Here is a 25,385-nt window from a genome sequence, read left to right as displayed (position 1 = left end):
TAGAAATATTATACTTTCGTCAGCTCCTTATTAAAATTTTCTATGGTTGTTCTATACATTTTCTCATAGATAGGAAGAATGTTTTTCAAATCGAATTTTATTGCCTGATCTTTCGCATTTTGCTTCATTTTGGCTAAAAGTTCATCATTGCTCAACAATTTGATGGTATAGTTGCTCATAGCTTCTACATTTCCGATTTCAGCCAGATATCCGGTTTCCCCCTGAATATTCACCTCAGGAATTCCTCCTGCATTGGAACTGATAACCGGAGTATACGCAGCCATAGCTTCCAAAGCTGCAAGACCGAAACTTTCCTGCTCGGAAGGCAGGAGAAATACATCTGAAAGTTGTAAGATTTTATACAAATCATTTACCTTTCCTAAAAGGCGGATTTTGGAAATAAGCTCAGGATTTTCTTCAAGGAACTGATTTACTTTTTCCATATCAGGGCCTTCACCAATGATAATCAGCTTGGATTTCACTTTTCTTTCCACATTCTTAAAGATCTGCAGTACTTCGTCTACACGTTTTACAGGACGAAGGTTGGACACGTGGATCAGGATTTTTTCATCCGGATTGGCAAACTGGGTTCTCTGGCACTCAGAACAGTCATCAAATTCGGAATTATCAATAAAATTGGTAATCACCTGAATTTCTTTTTTGATATTGAAAAACTGAAGGGTATCTTTTTTCAGACTTTCAGAAACTGAAGTAATAGCATCAGACTGATTGATCGAAAATTCTACTGCGTGTTTATAACTTGGGTGCTGCCCTACAAGGGTAATATCTGTACCGTGTAATGTAGTGACCAACGGAATATCATTATTGTCTTCCTTGAGCATTTGTTTTGCCGTAAAAGCGGCATATGCGTAAGGAATGGCATAATGTGCGTGAAGAAGATCCAGTTTGTAAAGATTAACAACCCTATAAATCATAGAGCTTAACGCAATATCATAAGGCTGATACTGGAAAAGCGGATACGTCTGAACATTGACCCTGTGAAAGAAAATATTCGGGTTGGTGATATCTAATCTTGCAGGAAGTGCAGAACTGATGAAATGTACTTCATAGCCTTTGTTGGCCAAAGACATTCCTAATTCTGTTGCTACAATTCCGCTTCCTCCATAGGTGGGATAGCAAAGTATGCCTATTTTCATTAGATTATTATTGTTTTAATTTTGTATTATTTGGTTTTTGTTGAGGTTGCCATAGGAAGTTCTATACCCATTCCCGGTTTTAACTTGTCGTTAACCAGTACAGGAAGTTTTCCCCAGATTTTTGTTTTTCCGGTTAAAGCATCAGCTGCAGCATTCATCGAATCATCATTGTTTTCATAAGAAACAAGAACGGTTGAAACTTTTGAAATATCAATATCCTTTAAGGCATAAGCACTTCCGAAAACATTCAATATAACATTTTGATTTTTGGTAAGATCAGAAAGTACTTTTTTAGAGTCTGCTGAGATTTTATATGGCTTATAAGCTGTTGAATTATCCTTATGGAAACCTACGATAACTGTAGAACCAGCTGGAATTGTATTAATTTCTCCTGCTTTTTTAATGATAACATTGTTACCCAATCTGTTGGCAAAAGTCTGATAAGGAGCTTCTTCAAGAGGAACATAATAAGTCTGTTTTCCTGTAAGAGGCAGTAATTTCTTTTCATCCTTTAGTAAAGTCAATGCATTGGAGTAAAGATTCTGTACCAATTGGATATGAGAATCATTATTTAAATCCTTATTGATATTTTCAGGGTTTTTAGGTGTATATTGTGTAAGACCGAGGAAATATTTGGTTAAAAGGATTTTTTTCACACTTTCCTCTACTCTGGATTGTGAAATTTCTCCTTTATCAATAGCTTTCTGGATCAGTTTTTTGCCTTCAGAAACACCTTGTGAGAAAAGCATAATGTCATTTCCCGCTTTAAAGGCCATGGCATCCAGTTCGCCCGGTTGGTATTTATTAGCTACAGCGGCCATGTTTAATGCATCTGTAATGATTAAACCTTTATAACCCAGTTTATCTTTCAGTACTCCTGTAATAATGTTTTTAGAAACAGAGGCCGGAATTCCTTTTTCTGATTCTAAGCTTGGAACATATAAGTGAGCAACCATTACACCGCCAATTCCTTTATTCATCAGGGCTTTAAAAGGTGCAAGTTCCACAGCGTCAAGTCTGTCAATACCATGAGGAACTACCGGAAGATCAAGGTGAGAGTCTGTACTGGTATCTCCGTGTCCCGGGAAGTGTTTTATAGCCGCTAAAATATTATTATCCTGAAGACCGTTGGAGTAGGATAGGGCTGATGTTATGACATTATTCACTTCAGAGCCGAAACTTCTGTTGCCGATAATCGGGTTATCAGGGTTGGTGTTAACATCTACTACAGGTGCAAAATCCCAGTTGATACCCATTCTTTTGCAATCCTCTGCAATTTTTGCGGCCATCTGATACACCAGATTTTTATCCTGGATAGCGCCTAATGTCATGGCCCATGGAAATTTGTGAGCGGTAGCAATTCTCTGGTAGATTCCCCATTCAGCATCCATACCAATCATCAAAGGAACTTTAGACTTTTGCTGAAATTCATTAACAAGATTGATTTCTCTTACGGCATCATCCTGCATTAAGATCAGACCGCCTATTTTATCATTCGTAACGATATTTCTTACCTGGCTGATATACTCTTCCCCTCTGTTGGTATACAATGCCACAATAAAAAGCTGTCCTAGTTTTTCATCCTGAGAAAGATTTTTATATGTTTTATCAACCCATTGCTGTGCTTTTTTTACATCTTCCTTGGAAGCATTTTTTGGCTGATACTGAGCTTTCACTTTAGGGCTTATCAATGCGGCAATAAAGAGTGAAGTATACAATAATTTCTTCATGACTTTTTTGAATAAGAACAAAAATACAATTAAAAAAGTGAGGAAAACAAAGTTTTTGAGATTTTTGGTATATGATTTGAATACGCAATATAAATAATAACTAAACTTTACTAAAAATGAAAAAAATACTTCTTTTCTTATTCCTGGGGGCTGTAGGTTTTACTGCTTATAGCTGTGATAATAGTGATGATGTTGTGGTACAAGGTCAGGATAATGATACGTATTCAACAGCATATGATATTATTCCGAAATTTAATAAACAAGATAGCTATACATATCATTTTGATGATGCATTTAAAAGTCCATTACTTGAATCTGATGTAGTTCTGATTTATTTACAGACAGGTCTTACCAATAATAATTCTCCAATCTGGAAATTACTTACCTATACAGAATATCCTAATAATGGTGCTGATAAAGTTGAATACTCATACGATTTCAGTAAGTTTGATATAGGAATTGATGTGAGATCAACTACTGGAGTTAACCTTGATAATAATCCAGTATACTACACGAACAAAAAATTCAGAGTTGTCATTGTTCCTGCAAAAACAGGTACATCTAAGAGTGAAGCAGCTGCTGCAGTTGATTATTCAGACTACAATAGCGTAATTAAGTATTACAATATTGATGAGTCTAAAATCAAGACTAGATAATTTAGAAATATCTTTTCAGTTTTTTATAATTAAAAAAGTCCCGGGAGAACATCTTCCGGGGCTTTTGATTTTTTTATAATAATTGGGTTAGCAACCTCCTCTAAAACCACATGGTAGATCTGGGTCTGGCGTAGTAACTCTAGGTGGTACTACATGAGTTGGATCAAATGGTTTTTTTATTATTTTTACATTTCTAATGTCAATTGTATATGCACTCTCAGGAACATGATTGGCAGGCCTTTCACCTGATTGTTCGGGTAAATAATATATGATAAGGCTATTCTTAGGTGCTGTTGTAGAAAAATAAAAAGTGTAGGTTTTGTCCTCACGATTCCATTCGGTTGTTTTTTCCGTCTTTTGTGTTTTATAGTAGTTAGCAGCAACAACTTTTCGTCCAACATTCGGCCTCTCAGCGCAGGGATCATTTCCAGGTATTTGTGGTGAGTCTGATAATTCCAAGGCTAAAGTTGGAACTGCTTCACTTTTATCAATATTAAATAAGTCGTCATCTAATCTGTTTTCTCGATTGTTATTTTTAGTAACATATATGTAATCTGATATGTTAGAAGTTATAATAATTTCATATGTTTTATTCTCTTCAAAATATTGTTCTATCGAAATTGCATTTGAAATTGGGTCGTCTACTATGGTTGCATCTCCTCTTGTTGAAATAACTGTTTTACTGCGATTTTCTGCTTTTAGCATAACACCATGCCAATACAAATAGCCTGAGTAGTTAGGAACTCGACGTGGCTTTCCATAGCCCCTAACTAAATATCCATTTTGTTCTATTGGATTTGGTCCATAACATTTTGTTGAAGTAAAATAACTCCCTTGTGGACTTATTAAATCTGTAAAAGAGCATCCCCCATTTTCGTTTATGACACCAGTAGTAAAAGATAAATCCATTATAACTGATTCGGTAGCATTCTTAGCTAACATATTTTTAGATATCAATGAAAGCTCAGTAGTATTTTTAGGAAGTGAGTTTTCATCTTGAGAATAAAGTATATCATTGCTATTTGCACAGCCAATGAAAAAAAGTGAAGAAATGATAAATAGTGTTTTTTTCATAAAATTATAATTTCATCGCAAAGATAAAACTTTATAAAAAATACACTAATTGGTGAAATGTTATAGAAATAGAATGTTCTATTAATTTCAGTAATTAAAAAGCTCCAAAAAAATATATTTCTTGGAGCTTTTTATTATATCTTTTGGAAAATTAATTATCATTGTCATCCAGAAGATGTCCAAAGAAATCTTTTTTTGTCTGCAGGTATCCTTTGCTTATTTCATTGGCAGGAATCTGTAATGGGACTCTTGAATTAAGGTGAATATTGCTGTCAACAACATATTTTACCTTTTCAGGATTATTGGTGAGAAGGTTGATATCTTTTACATCCAATAGATTCAGGATTTCAATGGCTACGCCAAAGTTTCTGTCATCTGCAGGAAGTCCCAGTTCAAGATTAGCCTGTACAGTGTCCAGACCTTTTTCCTGCAGGGAGTATGCCTTCAGTTTATTGATGATCCCGATGTTTCTTCCTTCCTGGCGAAGGTAGATGATAATCCCACCGTTTTCATGGATATATTTCATTGCAGCATCCAATTGTTGGCCGCATTCACATTTTTTTGAATGGAAAACTTCTCCAGTAATACATTCTGAATGGAAACGAACATTGACCGGTTTTGAAAAATCTGTATTTTCAGCAACGATGGCCATATGCGGCATCCAGTCGTTTTCGTTTTCGGAGAAAGCGATCATTCGGAAAGTGCCGTGCTCTGTGGGAACATTGGCTTCCGCCTGAATTTTAATCATTGATAGTTCAATTAGTTTTTAACTTCCTGGCAAAGTATCTTCAATAACAGAAATATTGGTTTTTAAACGTACCAGATATCTGTTAAGAACTTCATCGTCGTCTCTGTCAAGATTCTGCCTTAGCTTTTGAATTTTTTTGTATGATTTTTCGAAGCTTTTAAGGGCTCTGCTTTTTCCGGCAGAATTGCTGGCATCAATAGCATATAAATAATTCTGCAGACTGTATTTCAAACTGGTAATCTCATCATTTAATCCGTTGTTTTTAAACTTAGGAAAAGTGGAGATCATATTTGAAATTTCAGAAGCATTGACATTCTGTTTGATATTGATATTAAAATTCTTCTTAGAGCTTCTGTCTGAATCAGACCCTTTAGCATCACTGTAAAAATTATTTGACAACGGAGAAAGATTAAGCTTCTCCGATGCGCAGGAAGATGTTAATATGATAAGTACTCCAAAGAAAAATAGTCGTTTCATTTTTGTTGCCCTTTTTGATAAAGGATTGGGTTAAGACTTTCATCGTTGTACATTTTCATTTGTTTGTACACTTTCATCTTAACGTTACCGTTCTCAATATCAGCAAGCAACTGATCTATAGAAGTTGATAGGTCTTCTTTCTGAGTAAGCAGAACGTCCAGTTTAGCCTGGCAGTTATTTCTGTGTTCCTCAGAAGCGGATTCTCTATTAGCTTCTAACGACATATGATAAACCTTTAATGCAAGAATTGATAGCCTGTCTACTGCCCAAGCGGGAGTTTCTGTATTTATTTTTGCTTCAGGTTTAGGAGTTATATTTTCAAACTTATTAAGAAACCAGCCATCAATATACTCTACCAAATCAGTTCTTTTTTGATTGGAAGCGTCTATTGTTCTCTTCAGTTGAAGAGCTTCAGCCGGATCAATATTTTCATCTCTAATTATATCTTCCAAATGCCATTGAACGGTATCAATCCAGTTCTTTGCATACAAAATCCGTTCCAAACTATCTTTTTCGAACGGGTTATTAATTAGAGTGTTAACGTCATCAGACACGTGATAGTCTTCAATAGCTTGATTGAAGACTTTCCATGCAGTCTCAGTAAATTTCATTAATTCTAAGGAATTTTAGTTGCTGGAAGAATTGTTATTGTTGGAAGCCGATTTGTTTTCAGAACCTGGTTTGTCTTCTTCTTTTACTGCATCTTTAAATTCCTTGATTCCTGAACCAACTCCTCTCATTAATTCAGGGATTTTCTTTCCTCCGAAAAGTAATACCAAAAGTATTGCTACGATAAGGATGTGCTGCCAAGATAAGGCAAGTATTGTTAGTGTATTCATCTCTTAAAATTTTTGCAAAGTTACACTTTTTTTAATATGAAATCCAACCTAATGGATCAACTGGTGTACTTCCGTTCCATACTTGGAAATCAAGCGTATAAGCACCATCAAAATCCTGAGCTATCGTACCTACCGGAGTTCCTGATGAAACCTGTTGCCCTTTGGAAACACTTACATTTCCTAAGTTGGAATAAATGGTAAAATAACTTCCGTGTTTGATGATAACAGTCTTGGTTCCGTCATTATTAGCCAGTACCGAAGATACTGATCCCGGGAACACCGATTTTGCACGTGCACCTGAAGGAACAGAAATTTTGATCCCGTTGTTTTCTTCAGTAATATTTTTGAAAACCGGGTGCGGCTGTCTTCCGAAACGGTGAGTGATTTGTCCGGCTCTGTCTGCAGGATAGCCTAATCTACCTCTGTTATCTGCAAAACTGCTTCCTGTAGCGGTGGAAACTCCGTAGCTTGTCATGGCTTTGGTCTCTGCTGCCCTTTTCTCTTCTTCTTTTCTTTTTGTAAGCGCTGCTTCTGCTGCTCTTGCGGCAGCTAATTTATCTGCAGCTTCTTTAGCTCTTGCATTGGCTTCGTCTGAAGCTTTTTTAGCAGCTACTCTTCTGGCTTCATCTCTTGCGTTAGCTTCGGCTCTCGCGGCATCTTCATTACGCTTCCTTTCTTCTTCAGCTCTTTTTGCAGCAAGTTCCGCAGCTCTCTTGGCTTCTGCTTCTGCAAGTCTTCTTTCTCTTTCAAGGGCTTCTGCTCTTGCTTTCGCTTCCGCTTCGATTCTTGCTTTTTCTCTTTCAGCAGCCAGTTTTGCCAAACGTATTTTTTCTGCTTCTGCCTTTCTTCTGGCTTCTTCTTCAGCTTTTGCAATTCTGATCTCTTCTGCAATAATAGCTCTGATTTGTCCTTCCAATGCTTTAGACTGAACTTGTTTTTGCTTAAGTTCAGCAGTCAGCTTGGATTCGTTTTTCTTGAATTCAGCTACCAACTGTTCTTTTTGAGCTCTTTCAGCATTGATGGTTGCCAGGTCTTTCTGCTGGTTAATCAAAAGGGATTCTTTCGCTTTTACAGAATTTTGCTTTTGGGCAATGGTCTTTTTGATGAGATTGGCAGCATCTGTGATTTCAGCTGCTTTTTTATCCTGATAGTCTGAGTATTGTTTCAGATACTGAACTCTTCGTATGGCTTCTCCTAAATTTTTAGCAGAAAGAATAAAAGTTACTTTGTTCTGTACTCCTTTGTTTTTATAAGCATTCACCAAAACTTCAGCATAGTTTTTTCTTAAAACTGCCAGTTCTTTATTCTGACGGTTGATTTCCAGCTGACGTAAATAAATATCATCCTCAATGAATCTTTTTTCTTTCTGCGTATTATTGTAAACCTTTTCTCTTAACACCAGTTTTTGGTTGACACTGGAAAGGTAGGCTACGGAAAGTTTAGATTCACTTCTGGTTTTGGCTAAATCGGTATTTATTTGTGCAATTTGTTTTTTAAGTTCGGCATTCTGCTTCTGCAGCTGTTCTTTGGTCTGCTGTCCCTGGTGCAGTCCGAACATCAAAACACCTATTAAAAAGCTAAATTTTCTAATCATTTAATCTCAATTTTCTTATAACTGGATGGTACAGAATAAGGTGTTTCCATCCTCGAAAAGTCAAATTTCGTGTTTTCCAGTAAAATTTGACTAGATTTTGAGCCTTTTATAATTATTTTAACATTTTTCGGAAGGCGTATTCCTTCGTATTCATTCCAGTCACTGTAAGAAACATCGAGTTCGTCTGATGAAAGAATATCTTTTAAATTCACGGCTAACAAATCGTAATTGGTGTCGTATTGGAGGGCCACTTTGTACTCCCTGTTTTTTTCATCCGTAACGATTTTCTGGTTCGTATTGGAGACCATTTTAAATCCCTGGGCATTTTGAGTAAGATCAAACTGTCTGTCGTTGATTTTTACAAAAGTTCTCCCCAGTAGGATCTTTTCCAATGATTTATAATCAATGAAATTAACGTTCAGAAGATTGTTAAGGTAGTCAAAATCGGAATCTATATAGGTTTTATTGATTTTATCCTGGCCTTTTATTCCTTCCGGAGTGGCAATACCGCGGGCAGCATTGATGAACAAAGCTCTCAGATTCATCCACACCTTTTTATCATTTTCAATATAGATGGTTGCGTCCAGTGTAGGAACATAGCTTCCTGTTTCTACTCTTACTTTGCTGTCTATTTTGATTTGTTCAAATTTGGGTGGGATCAATACATGTTCATAAAACGTGAGTTTGTCTCTCACCGGTTCATTAACATCTTTTGGATTTCCATTATCTATATTTTTTGTACCATTAATGCTATCCCGTGTATGATCAGTATCACTTTGGGCAGTATTACGGGTCTTACAGGATGATAAGGCAAGAAGCAATAAAAGAAATGGGATCCAGTTTTTCATGTATTTATCTTTTAATTAAAAAATACGTTGCAATATTAACGCCAAACCACACAAAACATTTTGTGTGGCCTGATGATATGATGTTTAAGTTAAATATTTCCTATCCTTATTTAGATAAAAAATCTAACACGGAATAATCACCTAAAGATATTTCTCTGGCAACCCCAAAATACTGTGCGGAATTACCGATCATAGAATTTGAAAGGTTCCCGTGATTAATTCTTGTGTTTTCCTGAATCAGGGAGTTTTCAATGTTAGAATTCACAACAGTTGTGTTGTTTCCTAAAGAAACGCCAGGTCCTACTTTTGAATTGGAGATTTTTACATTTTCTCCAATAAAGCAAGGCTGAATAATCAAAGAATTTTCAATCACAGCGGAAGCAGGATAGTGAGTCATTGCTTCTCTTTCATATTCAAGGATTTTGCTGTTGGTCTCTACTGTAGCATTTTTGTTACCGCAATCCATCCAGTCGTTTACTTTTCCAAGGGTAAACTTGGCACCTTTAGCTCTGAGGTTTTCAAGAGCGGTTGTTAATTGGTATTCGCCGCCGTTTTTAATATCATTATCCATGATATAATTGATTTCTTCCATGAGCTTTTCAGCACTGTTGAAATAATAGATACCAATGATAGCAAGATCTGAAACGTAAGTCGTTGGTTTTTCAACAAAGTCGGTAATAAAACCGTAATTATCCAGTTTTACGACTCCGAACGCTGATGGATCTTCAACACTTTTCACCCAGATTACACCGTCAGAATTTTTGTCCAACTGGAAATCTGCACGGAAAAGAGTATCTGCAAAGGCAATAACGATATCTCCCTGCATAGATTGTTCCGCACATTTGATGGCGTGAGCAGTTCCAAGAGGATCGTTCTGATAATATATACTTCCTTTTGCTCCCAGCTTTTCAGCAATCTGAATAAGGGATCTTTCGATCTCAGGGCCAAAATCTCCGATGATAAAAGCTACCTCTTCAATGTTTTCTCCTGCAACTTTAGCAATATCTTCCACTAATCTCTGTACGATAGGTTTTCCTGCAATAGGAATAAGAGGTTTTGGAACTGTCAGTGTATGTGGACGTAATCTGGAACCACGTCCAGCCATAGGGACAATAATTTTCATAAATTATATGTATAAAAGATGTTTTATTAGTTGTTTTTGATATTTAGGTTAAAGATAATAATTAAAACCTTTAAGAGATTATGATTTATATCTTTTTAAATAATTGTTTAAATTAACAACAGGTTTGTTTACAAGCAAAATAAAGACCAAAGTTTAAGATCTTTTTATGATTTTGGATACTATTGCTTTTTCTTTGAATACTATCAAAGCCAGGAATAAGATAAGGAATAGATTACCTACCAGATAATTAGTTCTGAAATAATAGAAAGAAACCAATGAACAAACAATGGTAAATCCCAGATAAATCATTATTTTACCTATATTATAATGAATAGGATACTGCCTTTGTCCCCATACATAGGAAATGATCATCATAGACATGAATGTAATCAGTGCTGCTATGGCACTTGCCCAATATCCATATTGAGGAATGAACAGGAAGTTGATAAGAATGGTGATGCAAGCTCCTATAACAGAAATATATAAGCCAACCCTTGTCTGGTCTGATAACTTATACCATATAGAAAGATTAAGGTAGATTCCCAGAAACAGAGCTCCAAGCATGATAAATGGAATGATTTCAATTCCCTCATAGTAGAGGGGGTTTCTTAAATATTTTTCAGAAATCCATTGAAGATTTACCATAAGTCCCATATAAATGATGCAGCTGCATACCACAAAAATATCCATCAGTACGGCATAGGTCTTGTGAGAATCCTTGTTCTTGAAACTTGAAAAAAAGTAAGGTTCAATACCCAATTGATAGGCCTGTCTGAACACAGTAATAAAGGTAGCAATCTTGTAAACTGCTCCATATACTCCAATCTGATGACGGGCTTCTTCTTCAGGAAGGAGGTATTTTAAGAATTGTCGGTCTAATGTCTGATTTACAATACCAGCCAGTCCTGCAATCATTACCGGCCAGGAATAGTTCATAATTCTTTTCCACAGTCCGAAATCGAATTTGGATATACTGAAGCTGAAGAATTCTTTTCCTACAATCAAAAGGGTGATAATACTTTGGATGAGATTGGCAACGAAAACATATCCGACTCCGAAGTCAGGATTATATTTTAACCCAAGTACTCCCTCAGGATGTTTAGGAAGCCATCTGATGAAGAATAAAACCAGTAAAAAGTAAACCAGGGAGCCGGCTACCTTGGAAAGCATATATTTGAAGGGTTTTCCTTGTAACCTCAATATAGCAGATGGGATGGTGGAAAATGCATCCAATGAGAGAATAAATAAGAATATGATTAGAAAATTGACCTGATCAGGAGTTTCAAAAGCTTCAGCAAGCTGAAATCTGAATACATATCCCAGAATAAGGTAAATTAACCCCATACTGATGATACTCATTGAGCAGGTTGAAATCAATGTTTTTTTGTCAATGTTATCCTCTTGTGCAAATCGGAAGAAAGAAGTTTCCATCCCATGTGTAAGCAATACCGTAATTACACCTGCAATGGAATACCAGTCTACAAACGGTGACGAAGCAGCTGGTCCGAAAGCCTTTGTAACGATGGGTGCAATGATAAATGGAAAAATACGGACTAGTACGGAGCTAAGTCCATATACCGCTGTCTGTCCTAATAGTTTCTTATACAAAGTCGAATTTTTTTTTTGCAAATGTAAAACTTTAAGCATTCGTTTTGCGATTTTGGGGTGAATTAAAACTTAAAATCTTAATTTTACGGCGAAATAAATTGAAATGAAAGTTCTTATAAAAAATGTAAATATCGTCAACGAAGGAAAAGTCTTTGAAAGCGATATCCTGATAGAAAATGATTTAATCTCTAAAATAGCTGCCGGCATTTCTGAAGACGCGGATCAGATTATTGATGGTTCAGGTAAATATCTTCTTCCCGGGGTAATAGATGATCAGGTGCATTTCCGTGAGCCTGGACTTACTCATAAAGGCGATATTGAGAGCGAGTCAAGAGCAGCCATTGCCGGAGGGATCACCAGTTTTATTGATCAGCCGAATACTGTTCCAAACGCTGTTACCCAGGAGCTATTGGCAGACAAGTATGAGATTGCTTCCCAAAAAGCATATGCCAACTATGGTTTTATGATGGGAGGAACGAATGATAATCTGGAGGAAGTTTTGAAAACGAACCCTAGAAATGTTCCGGGAATCAAGTTATTTTTAGGATCATCTACAGGAAATATGCTGGTTGATAATCCTGAAACTCTGGAAAACATTTTCAGTAATACCAAAATGCTGATTGCTGTGCACTGTGAAGATGAAGCTACCATCAGAGCCAATACTCAGAAATATATGGATGAATATGGAGATGATATTCCTGTAAAATTCCACCACCTGATCAGAAGTGAAGAGGCATGTTATAAATCTTCATCCAAGGCGATAGAGCTTGCGAAAAAAACAGGGGCGAGACTTCACGTTTTCCACCTTTCAACAGCAAAGGAAATGGAACTTTTCCGAAATGATATTCCTCTAAAAGACAAAAAAATCACTGCTGAGGTATGTGTTCATCATCTTACATTTACCAATGAGGATTATGAAACAAGAGGAGGCCTCATCAAATGGAATCCTGCTGTAAAAACCCAAAAAGATAAAGATGCCCTTTGGGAAGCATTACTGGACGACAGAATAGATGTGATTGCTACAGACCACGCTCCGCATACGGCAGAAGAGAAGAATAATGTATATACAAAATGTCCGTCTGGTGCACCTTTGGTACAGCATTCATTGATTGTAATGCTTGAAAACTATAAAAACGGTAAAATATCCCTTGAGAAAATCGTTGAAAAGATGGCTCATAATCCTGCGATTCTTTTCAAAGTTGAAAAAAGAGGTTTTGTAAGAGAAGGATATAAAGCAGATCTTGTTTTGGTAGATTTAAATCAGGATTGGACGGTTTCCAAAGACAATCTACTCTACAAGTGTGGCTGGAGCCCACTGGAAGGGATGAATTTTCACTCTAAGGTTACCCATACTTTTGTCAATGGTCATTTGGTGTATAACAATGGTACAATTGCAGAAGAGAAATTTGGAGAGAGACTACTTTTTGAACCTAGAGATTAATCTGAGATTATTATAATTCAATAGGAGCGGGCTTTAGCCCGCTCACTTTATATTTAACCTTCCATTGGCTTCAGCCAAAACTAAGCTGGAAGATTATTAAAGATTGGCGAATGATTAGCTAGACACTCTTTTAAGTTTCAAGATATTTTAAATTTATGTAGCTTCGCGCAAAAAATAATTAATACCTATGTACAAACTCTTTTTATTGTTATTTCTATCAATTTCTTTGCAATTTAGTTCACAAATAAATACAGGGTTACTTTCAAATTCGTCATGGACAAGTGTAAAATCCAGCATGTTAGATGGAAGCAGGGATTTATTTCAAAAACCATCCAGTTTTTTACTATGGAAAATTAATGGGAATAACCTTTGTGAATATATTGATCCTTGGTATTTGGAGAGGAAAAGTTGTGTGAATGTTAAGATCGAAAAAAATGTAATAAGGATAGCTGATAAGCCAATTTATGAAATTGAAAAGTTGACATCCGATTCATTAATTGTTATAGAAAAACCAGAAGGTGTTACTTTTCCTGATAAAATAAGAAAGAGATGGTTTGTAAAAACCTCTGAGGTTTTGAAAGATTTTACGGATAAAGCAACTGGCGATTCGATTGTAATTACTTCCCGAAACGCAATGCCATCATTAAAAAGAGGAATAAATTTTGAACTTCTTGAAAGTTATTCTAAAAAGAAATATACTCTGAATTTTGAGACAGTAGGAGAAATCAGAATTTTTCCTAAAAAACAAAAAGTTGAAGTAACAGTGGACTCTAAAAAGCAGACTAAAGATAATCAGACAGCTATTGAATTTTTCAAAACAGCGCTGGAAAAAGATTATAAAGTATGGGATCTGACAGGTTTTGAGAGCTTTGAAAAAATTATTATTCCGTACTACCTCAACGTTAAATTAGAAGATGGTGATGCCGGTAGTATTGCTTTTTTTGGCAAAGTTTCTTTTGAAAAAGATGAAAAAACTGTAGTGAGAATAAAAGATAAGTTTGTGTCTGTAGAAAATTTTAATAAGGGTTTAAAAGCCATTAACAGTCAAAAATTTGATAACGCAGTTTACTTCTTCAATAAGGCTCATGAAGACGATAATACAAATACAGAAGCATTGTACAACATTGCTTCAATTGCAACAGCACAAAACAAAACAGATGTTGCTTGCACAGCATTAAAAAGATTGAAGGATCTGGAGCAAACAGAAGGAACTAAATTATACAACGAAAAATGTTCAGGAAAATAATCAATAGGAGCGGGCTTTAGCCCGCTCACTTTATATTTAACCTTCCATTGGCTTTAGAGCCAAAACTTATTTAATTAAAAGACTGTGAATGTTCAAATTCCAGCTCATTCGCCTTTTTACTTTTTCGCCTTATTTCCCATATAAAATGTCAACTTCCCACTGTTCATGATCTCAGAATGCTTCAATGTAAAGTTTTTGATCTCTTTTCCATTCAAAAGAACTTTCTGAACATACACATTTTCCGGACTTTGGTTGATCGCTTCAATTTCAAAAGTTTTTCCGTTTTCCAGATTCAGTACAGCATGATCAATCGCCGGGCTTCCGATAGAATAGTTTTCTGATCCAGGAGCTACAGGATAGAAACCTAATGAGCTCAGAATATACCATGCACTCATTTGTCCGGCATCATCATTTCCGCCCAGTCCGTCCGGTGTTGCTTTATACTGCATTTCCAGAATACGGCGGATCTGTGCCTGTGCTTTCCACGGCTGTCCTGCCCAGTTATAAAAATACGCAACATGGTGAGCCGGTTCATTTCCGTGAACATATCCACCAATAATTCCTTCACGGGTAATATCTTCAGTGTCTGCAAAGAATTCATCAGGTAAATGCATGGTGAACAGCTCATCCAGTTTGGATGCAAATTTTTTCTTTCCGCCCATCATCGTGATCAGTTCATCGGGATTTTGCGGGACAAAGAAACTGTAGTTCCATGAATTCCCTTCAATAAAGCCCTGCCCATGGGTACTTAATACATCAAAATCTTTCTTAAAACTTCCATCTGCCAGACGTGGGCGCATAAAACCGATAGTTTTGTCAAAATTATTTTTCCAGTTTTCAGACCGTCTAATAAACTGATTGTAAATATCTGTTTTGTTTAAATGCTTTGCCAGTTGAGCAATCGCCCAGTCATCATAGGCATATTCTAATGTATTGGAAACTGATGTTCCATTTTTCTCAGCCGGAATATATCCAAGATCAATATACTGTCCTATACCTTCGTAATCTCTTTTGTTTGCTGTTTCTATACATGCTTTTAAGGCTTCTTCAGGATCACCTGTATAATTTCCTTTAATAATAGCATCAGCAACAACACTTACACTGTGATAACCGCTCATACACCAGTTGTCATTGGCATAATGAGACCAGATCGGCAGCATTTTCATTGAGAATTGATTGTAATGAGCCATCATAGATTTTACCATGTCACCATTCCGTTTAGGCTGAATGATATTAAAGAAAGGATGAAGCGTGCGGTAAGTATCCCACAGAGAGAAGGTTGTATAATGGGTAAAGCCATCTGCTTTATGAACATTCTGATCCAGTCCTTTATATTCTCCATTGACGTCCATATAAGTGGTGGGATTGATAAAGGTGTGGTACATTGCTGTATAGAAGTTAGTCTTTTCCGTATCAGAACCTTTGATGACAATTTTATTTAATTCCTTGTTCCAGTTGTCCTGGGCTATAGCTTTAACCTGATCAAAAGTCATATTCCCGGTTTCTTTTTCCAGATTTTCCAGAGCATTGGTCTGGCTTACCGGAGAAATGGCCAATTTTACTTCAATCGCTTCATTTTCATTGGTATCAAAATCAAAATACATTTTCAGGTTCTTTCCTGCAATCTCCGGAAAGTTTTTATTTTGGTCGAATTTTCTCCAGAATCCTTTGTAAACCTGTTTTTCATCATAGTTTTGCTGACCGTAAGATTTAAAAGGTTTTGAAAACTTCATGGCGAAATAAACCGTTCTGGTTCTTGCCCAGCCGTTGGTCTGCCGATAACCTGTGATGGTATTTCCGTTTTCTACACGAACGTATGTCCATACATTTTTTCCGTCATAATTGTAAATGCCGGCCATCAGATCCAGAATAATGTGAGTCTGGTCAGATTTTGGGAAAGTATAACGGTGAATTCCCACTCTTGGAGTTGCTGTCAGCTCTGCCAGAATATTGTGGTCATCCAGTTTTACTTTATAATATCCGGCTTCTGCAGTTTCGTTCTGGTGTGAAAATCTGCTTCTGTAACCGCTTTCAGGATTAGCTGCTGTTCCAGGGTTTAATTGAAGTTTTCCCACGGTAGGCATTACCAGAAAATCTCCGAGATCAGAGTGTCCTGTACCGCTGAAATGGGTAGAGCTGAATCCCACTATGGTTTTATCTTCATAACGGTAGCCGGCGCAGTATTTATATACCTCACCGTTGTATTTTCCGTTAAGTTCATAGGAAATGGTATCTGTTTCTGGGCTTAGCTGTACGGCACCAAAAGGAACGGTGGCTCCCGGATACGTATGTCCCATCTTTTCAGTTCCGATCAGAGGATTGACATATTGTATTAATTTTTCAAATTTTTGGGCATGAAAGTTTGCACTTAAAAATGCTAGAGAAAGAAAAACAATAGACTTGCGATTTTTCATTAATGACAATTTTTCAAAGTTTAAAATTAATTAAAATCATCATTTTCTGTTGTGTTTTAAATTAGTTAAGGGCTATTTACTCTTTTTCAGAAAAACGGAAACCTATTCCATGAAGGTTTTCTATTAAAATGTTCTGTTCTGCAGCCAGTACCTTCCTCAGCCGGGAAATAAAAACATCGAGGCTTCGTCCCATAAAATAATCATCATCACCCCAGATGGCCTTTAGAATTTCCTGCCTTTTAACCACCAGATTTTTATGGCGGATAAAATATAAAAGAAGATCAGATTCTCTTTGGGTAAGGGTAATATTGTTTTCCGCACCTTTCAGGGTGTAATTTTTTGGATCAAAATCATATTTGCCCACTTTATATTGTAGAGGGGAAGTATCCGATTTCTTAGTGCGTTTCAGAAAAACTTCAATTTTCAACATCAGTTCTTCAATACTGAACGGTTTTACCAGATAATCATCAGCTCCAATTTTAAGCCCTTTAATTCTATCTTCTTTTAAAGCTTTTGCAGAGATAAAAATAATCGGAACCTCAGCATTTTTACTGCGGATTCGCTGTGCCACCTCAAATCCGTTCATGCCAGGCATCATAATATCCAGAAGGCAGATATCAAAATCCTGGCTGTTAAATGCTTCCAACGCAGATTCTCCATCAGAATAACAGCTGATATCATAATAACTTTCCAGACTGTCTTCTACCAGAAAAGCTATTGTTTTATCATCTTCGGCATATAAAATTTTAGATTTCTCCATACTTACACATGATTAATTTGAAAACGGAAAGAAGAGCGTTGTAGTAATTCCTTTGTCTTCATTATTCTCTACAGAAATTTTCCAATGATGCTGCTGAACTACTTTTTTTACATAAAATAATCCCAGTCCGAAACCATTTACTTCTTCACTTCTTTTGGTATGTACCCGATAAAACTTTTCAAAAATATGAGGAATATTTTTAGCAGGAATTCCCATTCCGTTGTCTTTAAACTTTAAATATAAGCCTTTTGAATCTTTATAAGCTGAAATTTTAATCACAGGCTTTGTTTCACAATACTTGATGGAATTATCCAGCAGGTTGTAAATGATATTCGTAAAGTGAAATTCATCTGCCATTACCGAAGTACTGTTTTCAATATCGATTTCGATGCTGAGATCTTTATTTTTGTGCTGTATATTATCTGCAATCTCTTGAATAAAAGGTTGTAACAGGATTTTTTGAGGTTTTAATGATAGTCCGGCTGCATCGTTCTTCGCAATATTCAATATTTTCTCAATGTGGCTATTGAGCTTGTGGCTTTGATTGATGATAATGGATGTATAGGTCTGCAGTTTGGAATTATCCTGTACCAGTTCCTGTTTATTAAGCGCTTCTGATGCTAACAGGATGGAGGATAAAGGTGTTTTAAACTCATGAGTCATATTATTGATAAAATCACGCTGCAGCTCCGAGAACTTCTTCTGCTGAATGATCGTATAAATAGAATATACATACACCAAAAGGATGATGATAAGGGCAAATGTAAGGAGATACCAGAATCTTAATGAACTGATCAGGTAAGTGGTTTTATCAGGAAATCGTATGGAAAAATAGTAGATCAGATTTTTATGCTTCGGAAAATTAATGATCTTATTGCCTGGGCTTTCCTGATGGGTCGTCATATACTTTCCATATACCATTTTATCGCTGTGGCAATTGTATAATGCATACACGTAATCTGTATTGATCTGAAAGCGGGTAAATTCTGTCTTCAGATAATATTCAAGCACAACAGGGTGAAATTCATTGTTGATATTAACCACATAATAGTCATTGGCAATATTCTGTACAGGATTTTCGGTGTAGGATGTCTTTCCTCCTGAGAGTTTTTCTGCGACTTCCATTAAGGCAATATTGACCTTTTGGTTAAACTTTTTATCTTCAAGATTATAAGCCTGTATCGTCCACATCAATTGTGCTATTAAAATTCCGATAATAGCGACGAATCCCAGCGTGATAATAATATTGAGTCTTTTTATTTTCATTTCCTGAAACAATATTATCCAAAAATATCTATTTATCTTTTACTATTAACAACTCATTAACAAATGTTAGACAGCGGTTAACAAGCCATAATCATTGTCTGCTTTACATTTGTCATATAGAAGAACATAGTCAGTTTCAAATATTAAAATATATACTCATGAAAAAATTAAAAATTACAGCTCTTTTAGCCGTGTTGGCGTTCTCTCCGTTTTATGCGAATGTATTGACAACAGATGCTCCATCTATCGTAAAAATGGTTGCTGATGCTATTAAATGGAAATCAGAATCTATCGATGTAGGAAATATTCCTCAGGGTAAACCAAAATTGATCAGATTTGAATTTACAAACACAAGTTCAAAACCAATCATTATTCAGAATGTAGCTCCTTCATGCGGATGTACAACTGCTGATTACACAAAAACTCCTATCCAGCCAGGAAAAAAAGGATTTGTGGAAGCCAGCTATAACGCAGCAACAGTAGGGCCATTTATGAAGACAGTAAATGTTACTACCAGCGACAGCAAAACTCCTAAAACACTTTCTTTCAAAGGAGTGGTAGCTTCTTAATATATCGTTTTAACAAATAGAAATAGCCTGGTAATTGTTATCAGGCTATTTTCTTTTTTGAATAGTTTATTTATAAAGGCGCCTAATCTTTATGAAACCGCAAAAGGCACAAAAGCTTTCATTTTGTCCGCTTAAGTAAGTTTAAAATAATGCCGGAGAAAAGTTCAAATAAGATGAAAATCTTTGATGTACTTATTTACATAGAGCTTGGCTCTAAAAACTTAAGGATTTAAAACTTTTATGTCTTTTGGGGTTAAAAATCATGAATGTAAAAGTTGAGAGAGCTTCTATGTGAAGAATAATTATTTGTAGCATTATTTATCAACCTATTTTACAGGATTGCATTTCAATATTTATTATTTTTAAGAAAAAATATTTTATGAGTCTATATACACAACCTATGCTGCGCGAAGGTGCACTAAAAGATAAAGTAGCGATTGTTACAGGAGGCGGGAGCGGTCTTGGAAAAGCGATGACTAAATACTTTCTTGAACTGGGCGCCAAAGTAGTGATCACTTCCAGAAACCTGGAAAAATTACAGGGAACAGCTAAGGATCTGGAAGAGGAAACAGGAGGCAAGGTGCTTTGTGTAGCTTGTGATGTAAGAAACTGGGATGAGGTGGAAGCCATGAAAGAAGCAACTCTGAAAGAATTCGGAAAGATTGATATTTTGTTGAATAATGCAGCCGGAAACTTCATTTCTCCCACAGAAAAACTGACTCACTCTGCTTTTGACTCCATTCTCGATATTGTTTTAAAAGGAACGAAAAACTGTACCCTTTCCGTAGGAAAACACTGGATAGATTCTAAAACTCCCGGAACAGTACTGAATATCGTAACCACTTACGCATGGACAGGTTCAGCCTATGTTGTACCGTCTGCCTGTGCAAAAGCAGGAGTGCTGGCGATGACCAGATCATTAGCGGTTGAATGGGCAAAATACGGAATCCGTTTCAATGCTATTGCACCAGGACCTTTCCCTACGAAAGGAGCTTGGGACAGACTTCTTCCCGGGGATCTGCAGGAGAAATTTGATATGAAGAAAAAAGTTCCGTTGAGAAGAGTGGGAGAACATCAGGAGCTTGCCAACCTTGCGGCTTATCTGGTTTCCGATTATTCAGCGTATATGAATGGGGAAGTGGTAACTATTGATGGTGGAGAATGGCTTCAGGGAGCCGGAGAATTCAATATGCTTGAAGCAATTCCTAAAGAAATGTGGGATGCTTTGGAAGCAATGATTAAAGCCAAAAAATCGAATTAAATTAAACTTATATTAAAAAAACTCCCGGATGTGTAACAAATCCGGGAGTTTTTTTTACCTATACACTAAATAATACTTTTTCAAATGAATTTTAAACTTCCAACCCTTGTTTCGACGCTTGCAGTTGTCCTCTTTTCAGGATCTGCATATGCACAGCAAACTCCGAAATACGATTATGTAGAAGCATTTAAGCCGTTCTTTTATCCGCAGACAGGCACAGCTACCCGTTCTGCAAGCGGACAGCCGGGACATGCTTACTGGCAGAATTCAGCAGATTATCATTTGAACGTCAGCCTGAATGAAGATAAAAAAGAAATTACCGGTACAGCCCAGATTACCTATACCAACAACAGTCCTGACAAATTAGGTTTTCTCTGGCTGCAGCTGGATCAGAATCTGTTTGCAAAAGATTCCAGAGGAAATGGAGTAGTTCCGCTCTCCGGGAGCAGAAACGGAGCTCATGGTGAAGAATTTAACGGTGGATATACCATTAAATCAGTCAAACTGGATGGTAAGAAAGATGTAAAATACACCGTTACCGATACAAGAATGCAGATTGATCTTCCCAAAGAGCTGAAAGCCAATGGAGGTGTGGCAAAGATAGAAATAGAATATTCTTTTATTTCTCCTGAGTATGGTTCAGATAGAATGGGAGTTCAGGATACTAAAAACGGTAAGATATTTACCATCGCACAGTGGTATCCGAGAATGTGCGTGTATGATGATGTGATGGGATGGAATACGCTTCCTTACCTTGGAGCTTCAGAGTTTTATTTAGAATATGGAAATATTACAGCCAATATTACTGTTCCTGCCAGTCATTATGTCGTAGCATCCGGAGAACTTCTGAATGAGAAAGAAGTGTACAGCAAAGAAGAAATCAACAGATGGGATGAGGCAAGAAACAGTGATAAAACGGTAATGATCCGCCCTGAGTCTGAAATCGGTAAAAATAAAACTTCAGGAACAAAGACCTGGAAATTTAAAATTAATCAGACAAGAGATTTTGCATGGGCATCATCTGCAGGATTTATTTTAGATGCAGCAAAAATCAATTTACCCAGTGGAAAGAAATCTTTAGCTATTTCTGCTTATCCAGTAGAAAGTGCTGGTGAAAAAGCATGGGGAAGATCTACAGAATATACGAAAGCGGCCATAGAACATTATTCAAAAAAATGGTATGAATACACCTATCCGGCTGCCACCAATGTAGCAGGAAACGAAGGTGGAATGGAATATCCGGGAATTGTTTTCTGTCATATGGATTCCAAAGGGGAAGATCTTTGGGGCGTTACCGACCACGAGTTCGGACACAACTGGTTCCCTATGATCGTAGGATCTAATGAAAGATTATTTGCATGGATGGATGAAGGATTTAATACTTTTATCAACGGACTTTCCACCGAAGCTTTTAATAAAGGAGAATATTACCGTAAACCGAATCTGGCAAGATCAGGAATGTATTTGCTGACTGACAGTCTGGAGCCTGTAATGGTAGGTCCTGATAATATGAAAGAAAGAAGTATCGGAGCGTTGGCTTACTATAAACCGGGAACAGGATTAGATGTTTTAAGAGAAGCAATTCTCGGACCTGAAAAGTTTGACAAAGCATTCAGAACCTATATAGATCGCTGGGCATTCAAACATCCGACACCATGGGATTTCTTCCACACAATGGAAAATGTTTCCGGAGAAGAACTGAACTGGTTCTGGAGAGGATGGTTCTTTAATAAATGGAAAATTGATCAGGCTGTTAAAAACGTACAATATGTCAACGGAGACTTTAAAAACGGCGTTCAGATTACGGTTGAAAATATTGGCCAGCTGCCAATGCCAACAACTGTACAAATCAGATTCAAAGACGGAACAACACAGATGGTAAAAATTCCTGTTGAAGTTTGGAAAAGAAATACTGAATGGACATTCAAGGTAGAATCCAGCAAGGAAATTGATGAGGTGAAACTGGATCCGAATTCTGTTGTTCCGGATGTCAATCTGGAAAATAACAGCAAAAAGCCGGCATAGAAAAGGTGAATTTATTTAATTGGCGACTATATACAATTTTACGCCATTGTCATTCTGACGAAGGAAGAATCTCACATAAAACCTGGATTCTTCATTTCACTGTCTAAGCGTAAGCATATCCATGCAGCTTCATCAGCAACTTGTTGCTTTCTCAGCTTACTTAAAAATAATAATAGTTAATATGATCTTTGCGTCTATAAAATAAATATTTGCTATATATTACAAAAGCCTGAGCTTACCACCGTAAGTTCAGGCTTTTTATTTTTTAGGGTGTTTTTCCTGAACAAGTAGAGGGGTTCTCCTGAAATGTTTTGAAGGCCGGTGATCTAATTTTGTCCCACAATATTAATCAAAAACAAAAAACATGGAAACATTAAAATCGGTGCTTGAAGCAAGCCACGCCAAAAAAACAAAAAATGAGTTAATCGACCTTTTATCGGGAGTAGAAAAAATATTGACTCCGGCAGTCTATGAAAAAGTGTCAGGAATTGAAACTTCAGAACTGAGTTCATTGACGAATAAGGAATTGTTAGCCATTGTAGACGAGTTCAAAAAGAATTATGATGAAAAGTGGGAAAAATCTTTTTCCGGTGCCTCTTCTGAGATCATGAAACTGATTGCCGGTAGAATGGCTGCCGATGAAGAGATCTTCAGAACTTCAGATGCTGCCAATGCAGATTTTGCAGCAGAATTGGGAAGCATCGACTTTGCAACGATTATTGGCGGACCTTTGGATGCTTGTGTAAAAGCACAGTCCAATGCCTCAATTGCCACCGTTAATTTCATCAACGAAGTCGGGTTCGAACTTACAGATCCGGCCAATGCTGCCAGTCCTAAAAAACTGAGAATGGCAGAATTCAAATACAAAAAAAATATTCCGAACCCGGATTTTAAAGAAGATGAGCCGGTAAGTGCCACCAACCCTAAAATGATTCCGAACGACGTGGAAATTTCAGTGCCTTTTATTGCTTTGCTGAATGTTCCGAGCTTCAGAATTGAGACCTGTGAAGTAGACTTTAATGTGAAACTTAATTCTACATACACAAAAGACGTAAGTGATGAATTCGGGATCAATGCCGGAGTATCCGGTGGATGGGGACCTGTGAAATTCAAAGTGGATGTATCCTATAAGAGAACTTCCAGTACAGGAATCAAAGTGGAAAAAGAATATTCTCTTGGGGTAAAAGTGCGTGCAACCAATGACGAAATGCCTGCAGGGCTTGAAAAAGTGCTTGGACTTCTTTCACAGTAAAAGATTTTACGAAAGATGATAAAACTATCAGATTACCTGGATTATCTCAACAACGAGATAATTCAGGCTCGTAAAAAAGCAGATGAGAATGCGGTTCTTATTGCCAAAGAATATGCCCGCCATGAATATCTTAAGTATTTCAAGGTTCCGCGCTATGCTCTGCCTAGTGTAAAGATGGACATTCCGATTAAAATTACGGATATCGATTCAGATCCCAAATATAATTTTAAACTGAATGAAGATCAGTTTGTGACAGAAATAAATGAAAGAATCCGTCTGGTGAATAGGGAGAAGAAATTTAATATTCCCGAAATCAGCAAAAGACAGCTTCAGACTGAAGAATTCAGAACCCTGTTCAGCAAGCTGGAAAAGAATGATCAGAAATTCGGGAAACTTCCTGCCAATGAAGTGCTCAAGCTGGATCTCAGAAATAAAATGCAGCTTTTAAATTCAGGGATCTTCAGACCGCAGGAAGGAACAGAAGAAGAAACCGATGAACTGAAAGAAATTTTTTCAAAAGTTCTGCTGAATAAATATACGCTGGTGAATGCAAAGCTGAACAGCATTTACATAGATCCCAATACAAGTGCGGCAGAAGATAAAGACAAATTATTCATCAACCTGCATGTGGAAATGGAGGAGGAAGGAATCAGAATTGTGTCTTACAAAGATAAAGACGGCAACGAAATAGAACAGATAACTTTTGAGTAATGCAGGAACTTATTCACTTTACGGTACAGAAAATCAAAGAACTGCTGGAACAGTTCAATGAAGTTCAGGCTTTATACCTGTCAAAATCATTTGACTTTGATGCCCGGTTCGATGCGTTTCTCAACGAGGTTCTGGAGTATTTCCGTACCAAAGGAAACACCAGTCATGAATCTGAAGTGCTGAAGGTAATGAATATGATTTCTACCGTTAAAAGAGGCTTTAATCCTATTAAAATGGAAAAAATAATGACGGGAAGAAGAGAAATGCTTGCAGGATTCTCATTTAACGGAATGGAAAGTATTTATGATATTCTGATGGAAATATATGCCAGGGAAAATAAAAAACTTGATGAGGCGGAAGAACTTATTTCAGGAATCATTGTCTCATTATATCAAAATGGTATTCTGGATGATGAAAAGCTGAAGGACATGAATTCCGTGCCTAAAATTGAACGTTTCTGGACTTCACTGGCTGAACAGAATACAGCGATATCAGGAATTAATAAAAAGCTCAGACTGACCATTATTCCGGAGGATATTTTTCTTATTCTCGAAAAGATATTTCTGAAGTTAATTTAAAAAAGATC

The 25,385-nt window shown here is 36.7% G+C and carries 23 protein-coding genes; 9 read left to right on the top strand and 14 right to left on the bottom strand.

The genetic code is table 11. The features are described from left to right. Positions 1–8: 8 nt before the first annotated feature. Together bshA and AB1278_RS21015 are read right to left on the bottom strand one after the other, a co-directional pair. A complete protein-coding gene (gene bshA / locus AB1278_RS21020; RefSeq protein WP_079240311.1) occupies positions 9–1,157 on the bottom strand; it encodes an N-acetyl-alpha-D-glucosaminyl L-malate synthase BshA in 1,149 nt (382 codons plus the stop codon). A gap of 26 nt (positions 1,158–1,183) precedes the next feature. Beyond that, entirely contained in the window at positions 1,184–2,887 is a 1,704-nt protein-coding gene (locus AB1278_RS21015; RefSeq protein ID WP_429816798.1) for a glycoside hydrolase family 3 protein, read from the bottom strand. A 116-nt stretch (positions 2,888–3,003) separates the two neighbouring features. On the opposite strand from AB1278_RS21015, the gene AB1278_RS21010 reads away from it, so the two are divergent. Beyond that, entirely contained in the window at positions 3,004–3,543 is a 540-nt protein-coding gene (locus AB1278_RS21010; protein WP_306597298.1) for a hypothetical protein, read from the top strand. Between the two features lie 87 nt (positions 3,544–3,630). Here the strand turns inward: AB1278_RS21010 and AB1278_RS21005 are convergent, their stop codons facing one another. From AB1278_RS21005 to AB1278_RS20965, 9 genes are all read right to left on the bottom strand, one after another. Continuing rightward, on the bottom strand, positions 3,631–4,617 hold the full coding sequence (locus AB1278_RS21005) for a hypothetical protein (RefSeq protein WP_411414663.1): 987 nt from the start codon (positions 4,615–4,617) through the stop codon (positions 3,631–3,633). A 151-nt stretch (positions 4,618–4,768) separates the two neighbouring features. Then, on the bottom strand, positions 4,769–5,365 hold the full coding sequence (gene ribA, locus AB1278_RS21000; RefSeq protein ID WP_034695719.1) for a GTP cyclohydrolase II: 597 nt from the start codon (positions 5,363–5,365) through the stop codon (positions 4,769–4,771). 18 nt (positions 5,366–5,383) lie between these two features. Then, positions 5,384–5,842, bottom strand: coding sequence for a hypothetical protein (locus tag AB1278_RS20995; protein WP_062672271.1), 459 nt, complete (start codon positions 5,840–5,842; stop codon positions 5,384–5,386). Next, positions 5,839–6,453: a DUF4254 domain-containing protein gene (locus AB1278_RS20990; protein WP_002981819.1), complete on the bottom strand. Its 615-nt coding sequence runs from the start codon at positions 6,451–6,453 to the stop codon at positions 5,839–5,841. The genes AB1278_RS20995 and AB1278_RS20990 overlap by 4 nt, the downstream gene beginning before the upstream one ends. Positions 6,454–6,468: 15 nt before the next feature. Then, entirely contained in the window at positions 6,469–6,681 is a 213-nt protein-coding gene (locus tag AB1278_RS20985) for a twin-arginine translocase TatA/TatE family subunit (RefSeq protein ID WP_076596910.1), read from the bottom strand. 31 nt (positions 6,682–6,712) lie between these two features. Next, positions 6,713–8,275 (bottom strand): peptidoglycan DD-metalloendopeptidase family protein, encoded by a 1,563-nt coding sequence (locus AB1278_RS20980; protein ID WP_343641098.1) that lies wholly within the window; start codon positions 8,273–8,275, stop codon positions 6,713–6,715. After that, positions 8,272–9,123 carry a DUF4292 domain-containing protein gene (locus tag AB1278_RS20975; protein ID WP_343641100.1) on the bottom strand — a complete coding sequence of 284 codons (852 nt, stop codon included), beginning with the start codon at positions 9,121–9,123 and terminating at the stop codon, positions 8,272–8,274. The genes AB1278_RS20980 and AB1278_RS20975 overlap by 4 nt, the downstream gene beginning before the upstream one ends. 106 nt (positions 9,124–9,229) lie before the next feature. Then, a complete protein-coding gene (locus AB1278_RS20970) occupies positions 9,230–10,246 on the bottom strand; it encodes a sugar phosphate nucleotidyltransferase (protein ID WP_110010644.1) in 1,017 nt (338 codons plus the stop codon). A 153-nt stretch (positions 10,247–10,399) separates the two neighbouring features. Continuing rightward, positions 10,400–11,854 carry a lipopolysaccharide biosynthesis protein gene (locus AB1278_RS20965; protein ID WP_202840435.1) on the bottom strand — a complete coding sequence of 485 codons (1,455 nt, stop codon included), beginning with the start codon at positions 11,852–11,854 and terminating at the stop codon, positions 10,400–10,402. Positions 11,855–11,957: 103 nt separating this feature from the next. Between AB1278_RS20965 and AB1278_RS20960 the strand changes: the two genes are divergently transcribed. Further along, positions 11,958–13,295, top strand: a complete 1,338-nt coding sequence (locus tag AB1278_RS20960; protein ID WP_343641105.1) for a dihydroorotase — start codon at positions 11,958–11,960, stop codon at positions 13,293–13,295. 187 nt (positions 13,296–13,482) lie between these two features. After that, a complete protein-coding gene (locus AB1278_RS20955; RefSeq protein WP_429816788.1) occupies positions 13,483–14,541 on the top strand; it encodes a hypothetical protein in 1,059 nt (352 codons plus the stop codon). A gap of 116 nt (positions 14,542–14,657) precedes the next feature. Here AB1278_RS20955 and AB1278_RS20950 read toward each other — a convergent pair whose 3' ends face one another. The 3 genes from AB1278_RS20950 to AB1278_RS20940 all read right to left on the bottom strand — a co-directional run bounded on the left by AB1278_RS20950 (position 14,658) and on the right by AB1278_RS20940 (position 18,981). Then, entirely contained in the window at positions 14,658–16,955 is a 2,298-nt protein-coding gene (locus AB1278_RS20950) for a GH92 family glycosyl hydrolase (RefSeq protein ID WP_429816785.1), read from the bottom strand. A 76-nt stretch (positions 16,956–17,031) separates the two neighbouring features. After that, positions 17,032–17,715 carry a response regulator transcription factor gene (locus AB1278_RS20945; RefSeq protein WP_343641109.1) on the bottom strand — a complete coding sequence of 228 codons (684 nt, stop codon included), beginning with the start codon at positions 17,713–17,715 and terminating at the stop codon, positions 17,032–17,034. 12 nt (positions 17,716–17,727) lie between these two features. Further along, a complete protein-coding gene (locus AB1278_RS20940) occupies positions 17,728–18,981 on the bottom strand; it encodes a sensor histidine kinase (RefSeq protein ID WP_202840440.1) in 1,254 nt (417 codons plus the stop codon). A 158-nt stretch (positions 18,982–19,139) separates the two neighbouring features. Here AB1278_RS20940 and AB1278_RS20935 point away from each other — a divergent pair, with 158 nt between their 5' ends. The 6 genes from AB1278_RS20935 (at position 19,140) to AB1278_RS20910 (ending at position 25,377) form a co-directional block, all read left to right on the top strand. Beyond that, positions 19,140–19,550 (top strand): DUF1573 domain-containing protein, encoded by a 411-nt coding sequence (locus tag AB1278_RS20935; RefSeq protein WP_202840441.1) that lies wholly within the window; start codon positions 19,140–19,142, stop codon positions 19,548–19,550. 379 nt (positions 19,551–19,929) lie between these two features. Next, positions 19,930–20,811 carry an SDR family oxidoreductase gene (locus AB1278_RS20930; protein WP_343641114.1) on the top strand — a complete coding sequence of 294 codons (882 nt, stop codon included), beginning with the start codon at positions 19,930–19,932 and terminating at the stop codon, positions 20,809–20,811. Positions 20,812–20,895: 84 nt separating this feature from the next. After that, positions 20,896–22,836: a M1 family metallopeptidase gene (locus tag AB1278_RS20925; RefSeq protein ID WP_411414647.1), complete on the top strand. Its 1,941-nt coding sequence runs from the start codon at positions 20,896–20,898 to the stop codon at positions 22,834–22,836. 364 nt (positions 22,837–23,200) lie between these two features. Beyond that, a complete protein-coding gene (locus AB1278_RS20920) occupies positions 23,201–24,088 on the top strand; it encodes a DUF2589 domain-containing protein (protein WP_411414646.1) in 888 nt (295 codons plus the stop codon). Positions 24,089–24,103: 15 nt separating this feature from the next. Beyond that, the gene (locus AB1278_RS20915; RefSeq protein WP_202840446.1) at positions 24,104–24,799 is read left to right on the top strand and encodes a hypothetical protein; all 696 of its coding nucleotides are present in this window, start codon (positions 24,104–24,106) and stop codon (positions 24,797–24,799) included. Further along, entirely contained in the window at positions 24,799–25,377 is a 579-nt protein-coding gene (locus AB1278_RS20910; RefSeq protein ID WP_202840447.1) for a hypothetical protein, read from the top strand. The genes AB1278_RS20915 and AB1278_RS20910 overlap by 1 nt, the downstream gene beginning before the upstream one ends. Positions 25,378–25,385: the final 8 nt, after the last annotated feature.

It is taken from the genome of Chryseobacterium sp. NRRL B-14798 (assembly GCF_050470705.1).
Classification (GTDB): Bacteria; Bacteroidota; Bacteroidia; order Flavobacteriales; family Weeksellaceae; genus Chryseobacterium; species Chryseobacterium cupriresistens.
The sequence above is the reverse complement of the archived record's forward strand: the minus strand, read 5'-3'. Positions and strand labels throughout refer to the sequence as shown.